Origin of the sequence: Mesorhizobium sp. M0011 (assembly GCF_040324155.1) — a bacterium.
Classification (GTDB): Bacteria; Pseudomonadota; Alphaproteobacteria; order Rhizobiales; family Rhizobiaceae; genus Mesorhizobium.
On sequence record NZ_JAMYVQ010000014.1, the window covers coordinates 1 to 13,777 of the forward strand.

General features: G+C 63.5%; 7 protein-coding genes. 3 read left to right on the top strand and 4 right to left on the bottom strand.

Going from position 1 to position 13,777, the window contains the following annotated elements:
• Positions 1-117: 117 nt before the first annotated feature.
• Entirely contained in the window at positions 118-1,167 is a 1,050-nt protein-coding gene (locus NKK51_RS16715; protein ID WP_352441859.1) for a threonine aldolase family protein, read from the bottom strand.
• 494 nt (positions 1,168-1,661) lie between these two features.
• Here NKK51_RS16715 and gltB point away from each other — a divergent pair, with 494 nt between their 5' ends.
• A complete protein-coding gene (gene gltB / locus NKK51_RS16720) occupies positions 1,662-6,398 on the top strand; it encodes a glutamate synthase large subunit (protein ID WP_352554008.1) in 4,737 nt (1,578 codons plus the stop codon).
• Between the two features lie 140 nt (positions 6,399-6,538).
• Complete coding sequence (locus tag NKK51_RS16725) at positions 6,539-7,993, top strand: glutamate synthase subunit beta (protein ID WP_352554009.1); 1,455 nt, start codon at positions 6,539-6,541, stop codon at positions 7,991-7,993.
• Between the two features lie 158 nt (positions 7,994-8,151).
• Here the strand turns inward: NKK51_RS16725 and NKK51_RS16730 are convergent, their stop codons facing one another.
• The gene (locus tag NKK51_RS16730) at positions 8,152-9,366 is read right to left on the bottom strand and encodes an SGNH/GDSL hydrolase family protein (RefSeq protein ID WP_352554010.1); all 1,215 of its coding nucleotides are present in this window, start codon (positions 9,364-9,366) and stop codon (positions 8,152-8,154) included.
• 127 nt (positions 9,367-9,493) lie between these two features.
• Positions 9,494-10,714, bottom strand: coding sequence for a lytic murein transglycosylase (locus NKK51_RS16735; protein ID WP_352554011.1), 1,221 nt, complete (start codon positions 10,712-10,714; stop codon positions 9,494-9,496).
• A gap of 209 nt (positions 10,715-10,923) precedes the next feature.
• Between NKK51_RS16735 and galU the strand changes: the two genes are divergently transcribed.
• Positions 10,924-11,829, top strand: a complete 906-nt coding sequence (gene galU, locus NKK51_RS16740) for a UTP--glucose-1-phosphate uridylyltransferase GalU (protein WP_023810070.1) — start codon at positions 10,924-10,926, stop codon at positions 11,827-11,829.
• 37 nt (positions 11,830-11,866) lie between these two features.
• On the opposite strand, the gene NKK51_RS16745 is transcribed toward galU, so the two are convergent.
• Entirely contained in the window at positions 11,867-13,657 is a 1,791-nt protein-coding gene (locus NKK51_RS16745; protein ID WP_352554012.1) for an outer membrane beta-barrel protein, read from the bottom strand.
• Positions 13,658-13,777: the final 120 nt, after the last annotated feature.

Here is a 13,777-nt window from a genome sequence, read left to right on the forward strand (position 1 = left end):
GTCGTCCCCCACCCCCACCCCCCCCCCCCCCACCCCCGCTCAATAAAAACTCGCCCCCCCCCGCGCCGCCCGCGCCCCCCCACGCCCCCGCTTTTTTGTTGTCCGGGATATCCGTTATCAGGCGATCAGCTGGCCAAAACGGTCGACTTCATCGGCTGTCGTCGCAAAGCTGGTGACGAAGCGGTAGAGCAACTCGTCCTCGCCGATGTGGCCGTCAAAGCCATGCGGCTTGTGCCAGTCGTAGAAGGCGGCCCCCGCGGCCTGCAGCCCCTCGGCCTCGGCTTTCTTGATCACCGCGAAAACCTCGTTCGCCTGCGGCAGCCATGCCAGCTTGGCCGTGGCCGAATCCTCGATCGCGGCGGCAAGGCGTGCGGCCATAGCGTTGGCGTGGCGGGCGGTGTCCAGCCACAGTCCATCCTTGAAATAGGCCTCGAACTGCGCCGCGACGAAGCGCGATTTCGAAAACAGCTGGGCGGCGCGCTTGCGCAGGAAGGCCAATTCCCTGGCACGATCAAGATCGAACAGCACGACCGCCTCGGCGCACCAGCAGCCGTTCTTGGTGCCGCCGAAGGAGAGGATGTCGACGCCGCGTTTCCAGGTCATTTCGGCCGGTGTCGTGTCGAGTGCGACCAGCGCATTGGCAAAGCGGGCGCCATCCATGTGCAGGGGCACCGAATATTGTTTGGCGATCGCGGAGATCGTCTCGATCTCATCCAGGCCGTAGATGGTGCCGACCTCGGTCGACTGGGTGATCGAAACGGCCATCGGCCGTCCCCAATGGACGATTTCCGGTGCGAAACGGCCGATGGTCCTTTCCAGATTGGGCGGATCGATCTTGCCCAGCGCGCCATCGATGTCATGCAGGCGAGAGCCGCCGGAAAAATACACCGGCGCGCCGCATTCGTCCTCGATGACATGCGATTCGCGATGAGCAAAGGAAATGCCGCCCGGCTTGTTGTAAGCGGTGAGCGCCAGCGAGTTGGCGGCCGTGCCGGTGGCGACGAAGAACACCGCGACCTCGCGTTCGAAAATCTCACTGAAGCGCTGGTAGACTGCCCGGTCGAGCGCACCGTCGCCATAGGCGGTGGAAAAGCCGCCGGCATTGGCCGACAGGCCGGCGGCAATATTGGGATGGGCGCCTGCCCAATTGTCGGAAGCGAAGAACATGCATCTGCCTATGTCTTGGGAGATCGGGGCTTTGGGGAAATCAGCCTGAAGTTGACCGGTTTCGCGAGCGGACCGCAAGGGGCCAGGCGCCGGAAAAATGGTAAAGCCAGCCAACCGACAAAGCCCAGGTCGAAGACTGAAGCTTACGTTTTTCCTCAACTTCACGACATTTTCTGTCGCGGAAAGCCCAAGTTTTTTGTGAATCGGTCTTGTGTGCGTCCCAGATTTCTGCGATAAAAATTTAGGACAGTAGTGCTGTCTTATTTTGTCGCACAAAACGAGCTGGATTGGCGTATCATTTGGGCCTCTCCGGCTGTTGCCGCGAGCGACAGGTGGACAGCCAGACTCTGGCCTGTACGATTACCAGATGCGATCCATGCGGAAAGCCGCCTGGTTCGGCAAGGATTTCGCAAGACGTGCCACAAGGATCAGGGTGAGCCAAGCGCTTGCCGAGGCAAACCAGCGCCTGAATGGCTGGGAATGGAGGACAGGAGATGACGGACATGACGCACTCTGCGACGAACGGCCAGGCCGCGCAGACGAAAGCGGCAACCGTCAAAACCATGTCCCGGACCGATATTGGCCGAACCGCCAACGGCCTTTCCGCCCAGGGCCTTTACGATCCTCGCAACGAGCATGACGCCTGCGGCGTCGGCTTCATCGTCAATATGAAGGGCGTGAAGTCGCACCAGATCGTCAAGGACGGGCTGGCTGTGCTCGAAAACCTGACGCATCGCGGCGCCGTTGGCGCCGATCCGCTGGTCGGCGATGGCGCCGGCGTGCTGGTGCAGCTTCCCGACCAATTCTTCCGTGAGGAGATGGCGGCCCAGGGCATCGACCTGCCGCCGGCCGGCCAGTACGGCGTTGGACACTGGTTCATGCCGCAGGACGCGGCCCTTCGCGCCCATATCGAGGACATCATTGCCGAATCGGCGCAATCCGAGGGGCTTCCGCTCATCGGTTTCCGTGACGTGCCCGTCGACAATTCGTCGCTGTCGAAGGCGCCTGACATCGTGGCATCCGAGCCGTTCCATCGGCAGATATTCATCGGCCGCACGCCAGACATTACCGATGACGAGGAATACGAGGCCAGGCTCTATCTGCTGCGCAAGGTGATATCGGGCCGCATCTACGCCGAGAACGACAACAAGGACATCGGCGCCTATTGCGTGTCGCTGTCGGCGCGCACCATCGTCTACAAGGGCATGTTCCTGGCCTACCAGGTCGGCGCCTATTACAAGGACCTGATCGATCCGCGCTTCGAGACCGCGCTGATCCTCGTCCACCAGCGCTTCTCGACCAACACCTTCCCGTCTTGGAAGCTGGCGCATCCCTACCGCATGGTCGCCCACAATGGCGAGATCAACACCGTGCGCGGCAACAACAACTGGATGGCCGCGCGCCAGGCGTCGGTCGATTCCGAACTGTTCGGCAACAACATCTCGAAGCTGTGGCCGATTTCCTATGACGGCCAGTCCGACACCGCCTGCTTCGACAATGCGCTCGAGTTCCTGTTCCAGGGCGGGTACAGGCTCAGCCATGCCATGATGATGCTGATCCCGGAAGCCTGGGCCGGCAACAAGCTCATGGATGCCGATCGCAAGGCCTTCTACGAATACCATGCGGCACTGATGGAGCCGTGGGACGGGCCGGCGGCGGTGGTTTTCACCGATGGACGCCAGATCGGCGCCACGCTCGACCGCAATGGCCTGCGCCCGGCACGCTACATCGTCACCGACGACGACCGCGTCATCATGGCCTCGGAAGCCGGCGTGCTGCCGGTGCCCGAGGAGAAGATCGTCAAGAAGTGGCGGCTGCAGCCAGGCCGGATGCTGCTGATCGACCTGGAGAAGGGGCGTATCGTCTCCGACGAGGAGCTCAAGTCGGAGATCGCGACCAAGCATCCCTACAAGACCTGGCTCGCCAACACACAGCTCATCCTCGAAGATTTGAAGCCGGTCGAGCCGCGCGCGCTGCGCAAGGATGTCAGCCTGCTCGATCGCCAGCAGGCGTTCGGCTACAGCCAGGAAGACACCAAGCTTTTGATGTCGCCGATGGCGACAACAGGCCAGGAGGCGGTGGGCTCGATGGGCACCGACACGCCGATCTCGGCGATGTCGGACAAGTCGAAGCTGCTCTACACCTATTTCAAGCAGAATTTCGCCCAGGTCACCAATCCGCCGATCGACCCGATCCGCGAGGAGCTGGTGATGAGCCTGGTGTCCTTCATCGGGCCACGGCCCAACATCTTCGACCTGGTCGGCAATTCGCGCCGCAAGCGGCTCGAGGTGCGCCAGCCGATCCTGACCAATGGCGATCTCGAAAAAATCCGTTCCATCGGCCACACCGAGGACCGCTTCGACACCAAGACGATCGACATCACCTATGGCTCGGCCGAAGGGGCCGCGGGCATGCAGGGCGCCATCGACCGGTTGTGCGAGCGGGCGGAGGCGGCGGTCGCCGGCGGCTACAACATCATCATCCTGTCCGACCGCCAGGTCGGGCCGGACCGCATCGCCATACCGGCGCTGCTGGCTACGGCTGCGGTCCATCATCACCTCATCCGCAAGGGGCTGCGCACCTCGGTCGGGCTCGTCGTCGAATCCGGCGAGCCGCGCGAAGTGCATCATTTCTGCTGCCTTGCCGGCTATGGCGCCGAGGCGATCAACCCTTACCTTGCCTTCGACACGCTGCTCGACATGCACAAGCGCGGGGAACTGCCGAAGGAGGTGGACGCCTACGAAGTCGTCACGCGCTATATCAAGTCGATCGGCAAGGGCATCCTCAAGGTGATGTCCAAGATGGGCATCTCGACCTACCAGTCCTATTGCGGCGCGCAGATTTTCGACGCCATCGGCCTGAAGACCGATTTCGTGCAGCAATATTTCACCGGCACCGCGACGCTGATCGAAGGCGTCGGGCTGGACGAGATCGCGGCCGAGACGCTAAGCCGCCACAATGACGGTTTCGGCAACGACCCCGTGCTGCGCAACAGCCTCGAGGTCGGCGGCGAGTACATGTACCGCATGCGCGGCGAGGCCCATATCTGGTCGCCCGACGCTGTCGCCACCTTGCAGCACGCCGTGCGCCAGGGATCGTGGGAAACGTTCAAGGACTATTCCGCCCAGATCGACAGCGAGACGGCCCGCGCCCAGACCATTCGCGGCCTGTTCAAGATCAAGCTGGCCGGAGAAACCGGCCGCAAGAAGGCGGCGCTCGACGACGTCATGTCAGCGGCCGACATCGTCAAGCGGTTCTCGACCGGGGCGATGTCGTTCGGTTCGATCTCGCGCGAAGCGCACACGACGCTGGCGCGCGCGATGAACCAGATCGGCGGCAAGTCGAACACCGGCGAGGGCGGCGAAGAGGCCGACCGCTATCTGCCGCTGCCCGGCGGCGGCAAGAACCCCGAACGCTCGGCGATCAAGCAGATCGCCTCGGGGCGTTTCGGCGTCACGGCCGAATACCTCGTCAATTCCGACATGATGCAGATCAAGGTGGCGCAGGGCGCCAAGCCCGGCGAGGGCGGCCAGTTGCCCGGCCACAAGGTCGACGCGACCATCGCCAAGGTCCGGCATTCGACGCCGGGCGTCGGCCTGATCTCGCCGCCGCCGCATCACGACATTTATTCGATCGAGGATCTGGCACAGCTGATCTACGATCTGAAGAACGTTAATCCGGCGGCCGACGTGTCGGTCAAGCTGGTGTCGGAAGTCGGCGTCGGCACGGTTGCGGCGGGCGTCGCCAAGGCACGCGCCGACCACATCACCATTTCGGGCTATGACGGCGGCACGGGCGCCTCGCCGCTGACCTCGCTCAAGCATGCCGGCAGCCCTTGGGAAATGGGCCTTGCCGAGACGCACCAGACGCTGGTGCTGAACGGCTTGCGGTCGCGCGTCGCGCTGCAGGTCGACGGCGGCTTGCGCACCGGGCGCGACGTGATCATCGGCGCGCTGCTCGGCGCCGATGAATTCGGCTTCTCGACCGCGCCGTTGATCGCGGCCGGCTGCATCATGATGCGCAAGTGCCATCTCAACACCTGCCCGGTCGGCGTCGCGACTCAGGATCCGGTGCTGCGCAAGCGCTTCAAGGGCACGCCCGAGCATGTCATCAACTTCTTTTTCTACGTGGCGGAAGAGGTGAGGGAGCTGCTCGCCGAGATGGGCTACACCCATCTCGACCAGATCATCGGTGACACCGATCTTCTGGAAAAGCGCGACCTGATCGTGCACTGGAAGGCACGCGGGCTCGATTTCTCGAAGATGTTCTTCAAGCCGGATGCGCCGCATGAAGCGGTGCACTGGACCGAGCGGCAGAAGCACCCGATCGACGACGTGCTCGACCGCAAGCTGATCGAGCTGGCAAAGCCGGCGCTCGAGAGCAAGCTGCCGGTCAAGATCGAGGTCGATATCCGCAATGTCGACCGCTCGACGGGCGCCATGCTGTCGGGTGAAGTGGCCAAGCGCTTCAAGCACAAAGGCCTGCGCGAGGATACGATCCAGGTGAAGCTGACCGGCACCGCCGGCCAGTCGTTCGGCGCCTTCCTGGCGCGCGGCATCTCGTTCGAGCTTGTCGGCGCCGGCAACGACTATGTCGGCAAGGGCCTGTCGGGCGGACGCATCATCATCCGGCCGCCCGAAGAGGCCAAGATCGTCGCGGCCGAATCCATCATCGTCGGCAATACCGTGCTCTATGGCGCGACCGAGGGCGAGGCCTACTTCGCCGGCGTCGCCGGCGAGCGTTTCGCCGTGCGCAATTCGGGCGTCGCCGCCGTCGTCGAAGGCGTCGGCGACCATGGCTGCGAGTACATGACCGGCGGCATCGTCGTCGTCATCGGCCAGACCGGCCGCAACTTCGCCGCCGGCATGTCTGGCGGCGTCGCCTATGTGCTCGATGAGGCGGGTGATTTCGCCGAGCGCTGCAACATGGCGATGGTCGAGCTGGAGCCGGTTCCGGAAGAAGACGATCTGATGGAAAGGCTGCTGCACCATGGCGGCGACCTCGATCACAAGGGTCGCGTCGACGTGTCCGGCGACATGACCAGCCATGACGAGGAGCGGCTCTACCAGCTGATCTCGAACCATGTGCACTACACCGGCTCGGTGCGTGGTCGCGAGATCCTTGACGACTGGACGACATTCCGGCCGAAATTCCGCAAGATCATGCCGGTCGAATACCGCCGCGCGCTGATCGAGATGGAACGCATGCGCATGGGCGTGGCGGCGGAATAGATTTGGAATTGCCGGGAGGCCCAGGTTTCCCGGCCCATCTTCATCGATAGTTTGACCTCGTGCGAAAGGTTGCCATGGCTGCCTCAAGGGGTTAACGGGTGCGGCGAAAACCGTACCATCTGGACAGCAGGAACTGGACTATGGGCAAGGTAACAGGCTTTCTCGAAATCGACCGGCAGGTGCACAAGTACCAGCCGGCCTCCGATCGCATCCGGCATTTCCGCGAATTCACGCTGCCGATGTCGGACAAGGAGGTCGAGAAACAGGCCGCGCGCTGCATGGATTGTGGCATTCCGTTCTGCCACGGGCCGACCGGCTGCCCCATCCACAACCAGATCCCAGACTGGAACGACCTCGTCTACAATGGCGACTGGGACAACGCGATCCGCAACCTGCATTCGACCAACAATTTCCCGGAGTTCACCGGCCGCATCTGCCCCGCGCCCTGCGAGGAAGCCTGCACGCTGAACCTGGAGGACATTCCCGTCGCCATCAAGACGGTCGAGCAGGCGATCGCCGACAAGGCCTATGAAACCGGCCACATCAGGCCCTATCCACCGGAGAAGAAAACCGGCAAGCGCGTCGCCGTCATCGGCTCCGGCCCTGCCGGCATGGCGGCCGCCCAGCAGCTTGGCCGCGCCGGACACGATGTCCATGTCTACGAGCGCGAAAGCCGGCCCGGCGGGCTGATGCGCTACGGCATTCCCGACTTCAAGATCGAGAAGCACTATATCGACCGGCGCATCGAGCAGATGCAGGGTGAGGGCGTGACATTCCATTGCGGCGTCAATGTCGGCGTCGACAAGCCGGTTGCCGAGCTGCTCGCCGAACATGATGCCGTGCTCTATTGCGGCGGCTCGGAAACGCCGCGCGCGGCCGGCATTCCCGGCGACGATCTCGGCGGCGTGCATGACGCGATGCCCTATCTGGTGCAGCAGAACAGGCGAGTCGGCGGCGAACCGATCCAGTCGGTGGCGTGGCCGTCGCATCCGATCATCGCCGGCGGCCAGCATGTGGTCGTCGTCGGCGGCGGCGATACAGCGTCCGACTGTGTTGGCACGGCCTTCCGCCAAGGCGCCGTGCGTGTCACCCAGCTCGACATCCGCCCGCAGCCGCCGGAGAAGGAAGACAAACTTTCGGTCTGGCCTTACTGGGCGACCAAGATGCGCACCTCGTCTTCGCAGGCCGAAGGCGCGGAGCGCGAATTCCAAGTGGCGACGCTCGAATTCATCGGCGAGGAAGGCCAGCTGACCGGCGTCAAGTGCTGCGAGGTCGACGACAAGCGCAAGCCGATCGCCGGTACCGAATTCGTCATTCGTGCCGATCTCGCTTTCATCGCCATCGGCTTTGCCGGGCCGGCCGCGGCCGGGGTGGCGAAGGAATTGGAGGGTGAGATGAAGATCACCACCGACAGCCGCCGTTCCAGGAATGTCGAGGCCAATGACCGCGACTACAGGACCAGCGTCGACAGGCTCTATGCGGCCGGCGACGTGCGTCGTGGCCAGTCGCTGGTCGTCTGGGCGATCCGCGAGGGCCGCCAGGCGGCGCGTTCGATCGACGAGGCGCTGATGGGGTCGAGCGTCCTACCCCGCTGAGCCCATTTGAAAACTCTACTCCTGCGGCCATCTGAAGGCGTTTTCTGCGCTTCCGGTGCTCGCGTACTCAAATGTACGCTCCACTCCGGTTCTTGCAAACACCATCATATGACTCGCAGGAGCAAGTTTCGAAATGGCCTCAGAGCCGCTTTGCGATGCTAACGATTGATCGCGGTCGTGGTGTCGGTGGTGGCTGCGGCCTTCGGCGGCCAGGAGAAATCGTCGGCGCGGCCGGGCGATGCAATCGGTGCCTTGCCCTCGACCACAAGCTTTTCACCGGGCAGGTCCGGATTTGCTTTCGCCGGCGGGGCCGCGCCAAGTAGCTCGGAGCCGCCGTCGAGTGCCGGATCGCTGAGCAGCATCGGCGCGGTGCGGTCGATGACGATGGGTGCCGCGGCCGGCGCCGGCGCCTCGACAGGGGCGCCCGCCGGAGCGGACGGCGTAACCACGCTTCCCGGCGCGGTCAGGCCGAGGATCTTCAGCAGCGGTTTTTCGGTATAGAAGGCGAGCTTGCGCTTGCCCGCCCTCGAGACGTTGATGCCGTCATCGGCGCGCAGCCGCACCGGCTGGCCGTTGATGTCGGGGCCGCTGGTGACGAAAGCACCGTTCTCATCGACGAAGCCGTCCCAGACGTCGACGAATTCACCGCCATGGCTTTCAGCGGCCTGATGGTAGATGTCGTTGAAGGCCAGCATGTCGGAGGTCATCTTCGGCACCCGGAACGCCGGCATGCCGACCCATAGGAAAGGTACCTTTGCCTCCGCGATAGCTTTGCCGAACGCCTCGGTCCGGCGCTCATATTCCTTGGTCCAGGTTTCAGAGCGGGGCTGTTCGCGCACGTCACCCACCTTCATCTGCTGGCGGTCGTTGGAACCCAGCATGACGATCACGGCGGCGGGTTTTTCGGTCTCGATCAGCGATTTGATCTGTTCGGGCCAGTTGTAGAAGTCGTCGCGTACGAAGCCGGACGAGCCATTGCTGCGAACGACGATCCTGACGCCGGTATTCTCGGCAAAGGCGGTGTCGAGGCCTTCGGCGAGGCCGGCCGCCATGAAGTCGCCGACTACCAGGACGGTGCGGGCGTCCGGTGCCTTGTCGACCACCGGGATTTCCGGTTCCGCGGGCGGGCGAGGGGCGCGGGGTTTTTTCGCCTTGGGCCTGGGCCTTGCTTTCTGGATGTCCTGCGGCGGCTCGATGCGCTCGCTGCGGCGCGGGAACAGAAGGTCGCGCAACGACCAGCCGCGGTTTTGCTGCTCCTGCGCCATGGCGGGCGCATGAAAGGCGCCAGCCACACCGACGGTGAGCACGATCGCGGCCAGGATGAGCACCGGCATGCGACGAACAAGCCCTGCGATGCGCGCAGCCGAAGCCAATCGTTTCCTCCATCCCTTGGCGCGGTCCTGCCGAAAACCGCATCGGTTTCTCGACAAATGCCGCGCCAACCAGATTGCTACAGCGTCCTTTGCGCGGCCGAAAGGCCGCGCGGCACCGCAGGCGGCTCTATTTCTGCCGGAGCCACTTCAGCACTTCCATGCTCGGGTAACCGTCCTGGGTCAAGCCGGCCTTGGCCTGGAAGGCCAAGATGGCTGATTTCGAGCCGTCGCCTATCTTGCCGTCGAACTTGCCGTCATAAAGGCCATGTTGGGAAAGCCGCTGCTGCAGCTCCTGCCGTTCCTCGAAAGTGAGCTTGGTGAAAGGCCGCTTCCAGTCCTGCACGAGACCGCTGGAGCCGGCGATTTCGTCGGCAAGAAGGCCGACGGCCAGCGCATATTTGTCGGCATTGTTGTAGGCTTTGATGACCGTGAAATTCTTGATCATCAGAAAGGCCGGCCCGTTGCGGCCGTCCGGCACCTTCAACGTCGCCTTGTCTGAGCCCTTCTTGAACGGCTTGCCGTTGGCCCTGACGACGCCCAGCGCCTGCCATTGCGACAGCGTCTTGGACCCGGCGGGAAGTTTGCCGGCCGGCAAGGCGACCTCATAGCCCCAGGTCTTGCCGGCCTGCCAGCCATTCTTCTTCAACAAATTGGCTGATGTCGCCAGCGCATCGGGGATCGAATTCCAGATGTCGCGCTTGCCATTGCCGTCCATGTCGACGGCATAGTGCAGATAGCTGGTCGGAATGAACTGGGTGTGGCCCATGGCGCCGGCCCAGGATCCGCTCAGATGGCTTTCGTCGATGTCGCCGGTCTGCAGGATCTTCAGTGCGGCGACCAGCTGGGTGCGGGCGAATTTCGCCCGCTTCGGATCGGCATAGGCCAAGGTCGCCAGCGAGCGCACGACGTTGCGCATGATGTCGTCGCGCTTGAGGATCTCGCCATAGTTCGATTCCATCGACCAGATGGCCAGCAGGATGTAGCGGTTGACACCGAACCTGGCCTCGATCCGGTCCAGCCACGGCTTCCATTTCCTGGCCATCTGCTGGCCGACGGCGACCGACTGGTCATGGACGCGGTTGTCGAAATAGTCCCAGGCAGGGGCCGTGAATTCAGGCTGCGTACGCGCCTTTTCCAGCACCACCGGATCTATATCCCTGATGTTCCTGAAGGCCTGGTCGTAGAGGGCGCCGGAAACGCCGCTCTGCACGGCGGTGGCGCGGAAGCCGGCGACCCACTGCCGGAAACCGGCATCGGCGAAAGCGGGGCCAGGCATCAGCAGAGCGAGCGATAGGCTGGCTGCCGCTATGACGCTGGTAAAACGTTTTGCGGCATTGCGAACGGACATCTTTTCCTCCTTCTCTGTCTCAGGAAAGACCATTCATCGCCGAACCAGGTTAGGAATTAGTTTACCATAGGCGCCACCGGGAACGAAAAGACGCTTCGAAGCTTTACCGGTGGACATTCCTCTCAGTTGCCCAGTAGTCCCCAATTCCGGCGTGAAAATGTCTTGGAACGGGGATTGCGGAGCTGGCCCTCAAACGGATAATTGAAAGCATGAAGAGAGTTCGCAAGGCAGTCTTCCCGGTCGCCGGTCTCGGCACACGGTTTCTCCCGGCCACCAAGGCTGTCCCCAAGGAAATGCTGACCGTCGTCGACCGGCCGGTGATCCAGTATGTGGTGGATGAGGCGCGCGAGGCCGGCATCGAGCATTTCATCTTCGTCACCGGCCGCAACAAGGCCGTCATCGAGGACCATTTCGACATCCAGTTCGAACTCTATGACACGCTGGCCCAGCGCGGCAAAGACGACCAGCTCGCCCGCCTGCAACGGCTGCAGCCGGCGCCGGGGCAGACCAGTTTCACACGCCAGCAGGTACCGATGGGACTTGGTCACGCCGTCTGGTGCGCCCGCGAGCTCGTCGGCGACGAGCCCTTCGCGCTTTTGCTGCCCGACATGATCATGCAGTCGGAGAAGAGCTGCACGAAGGCAATGGTCGAGCTCTACGAGGAGACCGGCAACAACATCATCGCGGTGCAGGAATGCGCTCCCGCCGAAGCCCACAAATACGGCATCGTCGGCCGCGGCGAGGACACGCATCACGGTTTCCGCATCACCGAGATGGTGGAAAAGCCGAAGGCCGGCACCGCGCCGTCCAACCTTTACATCAACGGCCGCTACATCCTGCAGCCGGAGATATTCAAGATCCTCGAAGGCCAGGAAAAAGGCGCCGGCAACGAGATCCAGCTCACCGACGCCATGCTGAAGCTGGAAAAGCAGCAGCCTTTCTACGGCTACCACTATCGGGGCCGCACGTTCGACTGCGGATCGCCGGAAGGCTTCGTCGAGGCCAACGTCGCCTTCGCGCTGTGGCGCAGCGACATGAACGAGAACATGGCTGGCGTCATCCGCACGCTTCTCGACGAGCTGAAGCCGTCTGAGCGCCGCGGCGCTGCGTTTTAAGGTATTATAGCGAGCGGCCGGATGTTGGTGCGGCCGTTCAGCGCTGCACCTTCACGCCGAGGAAGATGCTGTTGGCAGTGTAGTCTCGGCCCGGCAGATTGCTGGTCAGCTTCTCGGTCCTCACTCTTGTGGTCAGGCCGGTGTAGCGGTTCAGCCACCAGGTCAGTCCGGCCTCGGCGCTCAACACCCTGTCATGGCCGTCGATGCCGATGTAATCACGCCAGTCGAGGCCCAGAGCCGCGTTGGCGGTGAGGTTGGCGCGAATCTGGCGTTCGCCTGTCAGGCGACCGGAATAGAGGATGTCGCCGCTTTCGCCCGATGTGGTCGTGGGCTCGACGGTAGTCCGCCCGGTCAGGCCGATCGTTGTGCCGCGCTCGGGTGACCATTTGAGGTCGGCGTTGACGGTGGCACCGGAGATCGCATCAAGATTTTTGTCGTCGATCGCTTCCCTGAGCCAGCCGGCCGAGAATTCGCCCGACAGCTTCTCACCCATGTCGAGTGTAAGGCCAGCGCGGGCGCCGAGCCGCGTCGACGAGCGCTCGAAGCCCTCATTGTCGATGCGTTGATCATAAGTCCGGCGGCCGACCTCGATTTCGGTGAAAGGGGTCAGGGCAGGGGAGATCTCGTAGCCGGTGCGCAGCGTCGCCGTGTAGAGCGTGGAGTCCTGATCCTTCTGCGACAGCGAGGTACCGTCCGAGAGCTTGGCGTCGCCGTAGAAGTCGTGCGAGACCGCGCCGGTCAACGTGTACTGCATCTTGCCGAGATGCTTTTCGACGGCGAGGCTGCCATCGATGGTCTGCCGCAACGGCTGCTTGCTGACGCCGGCGATGGCGTCCGGCGATGATGCCGATTCCGGCACGGCCTCGTAGCCGAGCTTGGCGATGGCGCGCAACTCATTGTCGAGGTCGACATTGAGCTGGCCTTCGATGCGCCCTTGCTCGTCGTGAACCGGGTAACCCGAGACGGTCTCGCGAAAAAGGCCATAGCCGTCGATCGTGGCTGAGTTCTCGCGCCAGTCGGAGGCGGCGGAAAAGCGCAGCGCCGTCTCGGACAGCAGCGCCGACGTGCCGGCACTGCTCGAATCGCCGTTCGATGTGGCGGTCAGGCCCTGTTCGATCGTCGGCCGGATGACGAAGGAACCCCATTTGACGCCGGTGGCGGCGAATGGATCATCCTCCGGTTTCTTCTTCTGGCCTTCGATGGCGTCCGTGCGCTCCGCTCCTGGGTCAAGCTTCTGCCTGTCGGCACTGTCGATGGTGAGGGCGCGGCGGTTGGCCGTGTCCGCATCGGTCTCTTCACCATCGGCAGCGTCCGTCGTGGAGGCCGTCGTGGAAGCGGTGATGTCGGAGGCGCCGGCCGTCGATTTCTTCTTCTTTTTCGATTTGTCGGCAGCCTTGTCCTTGGCCTGGTCAGCCGCATTCTGCCTGGCGGTCGATGAGCGGCGGCGAGGCTTGGGCGGCGCCGCAGTGTCGGCGGACGTGTCGTCAGTGGCTGCCGGCGGGTCGAAGAGGCTGCCGGTCGCGGTGGCGTCGCCAGTGTCGGCGTCGTCAGGCACGGCACCGGCGCTGGCCGGCAGATAGGTGCGGGCCGGCGCATTGTCCTGCGCTGCATTGGCCGGCTGTTGACCCTGCGCTGCCAGGGCCAGCTGTCTCGCCTTGCGCTGCTGGTCGGACAGGATCGCCGATTCCGAAACCTCTCCGCGCAGTTCGGTTTCCTGGGCATGGAGCGCAGTCGGGCGCAGCAAGGCAAACATGCTGGTTGCCAGCAGCAAGGCGCAGACCGCCTTGCCCTTTCGTCCTGTCGAATTTTCTGGCTGGGCCCCGGACATCGCCACCACTGCTTGCGCGGCGCACGCGCGCCATACTTACCGAACCGTAAATGGGGATGGTTAACGGAGGGTTGAGGCGGCGGCCCGTCAGCCGCCTGAAGCGCTGATTTCCAAAGGCAT

Coding starts and splice junctions, on each gene's coding strand:
- NKK51_RS16725 (WP_352554009.1), top strand. CDS start 6,539: ATGGGCAAGGTAACAGGCTTTCTCGAAATCGACCGGCAGGTGCACAAG.
- NKK51_RS16735 (WP_352554011.1), bottom strand. CDS start 10,714: ATGTCCGTTCGCAATGCCGCAAAACGTTTTACCAGCGTCATAGCGGCA.
- gltB (WP_352554008.1), top strand. CDS start 1,662: ATGACGGACATGACGCACTCTGCGACGAACGGCCAGGCCGCGCAGACG.
- NKK51_RS16745 (WP_352554012.1), bottom strand. CDS start 13,657: ATGTCCGGGGCCCAGCCAGAAAATTCGACAGGACGAAAGGGCAAGGCG.
- galU (WP_023810070.1), top strand. CDS start 10,924: ATGAAGAGAGTTCGCAAGGCAGTCTTCCCGGTCGCCGGTCTCGGCACA.
- NKK51_RS16715 (WP_352441859.1), bottom strand. CDS start 1,167: ATGTTCTTCGCTTCCGACAATTGGGCAGGCGCCCATCCCAATATTGCC.